This window comes from Mesorhizobium sp. M7A.F.Ca.MR.362.00.0.0, from assembly GCF_004023175.1.
In the GTDB taxonomy this organism is placed as follows: Bacteria; Pseudomonadota; Alphaproteobacteria; order Rhizobiales; family Rhizobiaceae; genus Mesorhizobium.
The window spans coordinates 1-795 of record NZ_RZTF01000838.1; the positions used below are offsets into that span (position 1 = coordinate 1).

The following is a 795-nucleotide window of genomic DNA, read 5'->3' on the forward strand; positions in this document are numbered from 1 at the left end:
AAGCTCGACCAGGCCGGTATGATCCAAACCGCCCTCCATTGCAGGATGTCGAGAGGCCGATCTCAGGTCGCTCTTGCCATCGAAATACGCCCATTTACACGGCTTGCATAGCCGGACTGTCAGAATCGTACAGTCTACGCGCCACCGGGTCGTTGCCTATTGGCCAAAGGTCCATCTTCGCGCCGCCGCCACGGCATGCAACTGTATATAAGCAATCGCTTGAATACTGGTCCGTACGTCTGTCGGGGAGATGTCGTGCCAATTCGCGTGAATCTCGCCGCCAATCTCAGGCGGCTGGTCCAACGCCACGCTTCCGTCAGCGCGGTGTGCCGTGAGCTTGGCATCAATCGCACCCAGTTCGAGCGCTATCTGCAAGGCAAGGCGGTTCCCAACAAAGCCACCGCAAGGCTGATCTGCGACTATTTCAAGATCGATGAGAATGAGCTGTATCGTGAGCCGGCCGCCGCGGCAGCCAAGAGCGACGGCAACGCAACGCTGCGCCAGGCCCTGTACGAAAACATGGTGCGGCCGCCGTCGCCCGCCATCGCCGGAGGCACATATTTCACCTATTTTTCGATGCCCGGCCGACCCGACTTTTTGATGCGCTCGGTCACCTTCGTGCGGCGCGAGGCCGATCTCGTCACCTTCAGGCGGGTGACGCGCTGGGCTTCGGGCGATGGCCGGGGTGGCTCGAGAATACCCGGCAACCATTACGGCGTGGCGATCTCGCGCCTGAACTGGATTTATTTCACCGGCATCAACCGGCGCCAGACCACCGAGCCCTCAATCATGACC

1 protein-coding gene is annotated in these 795 nt (G+C 60.5%); it reads left to right on the top strand.

The features are described 5' to 3' along the window. Window positions 1-255: 255 nt before the first annotated feature. Window positions 256-795 (top strand): helix-turn-helix transcriptional regulator (locus tag EOC06_RS38065; protein WP_164899038.1); only part of this gene is annotated, 540 nt, incomplete at its 3' end.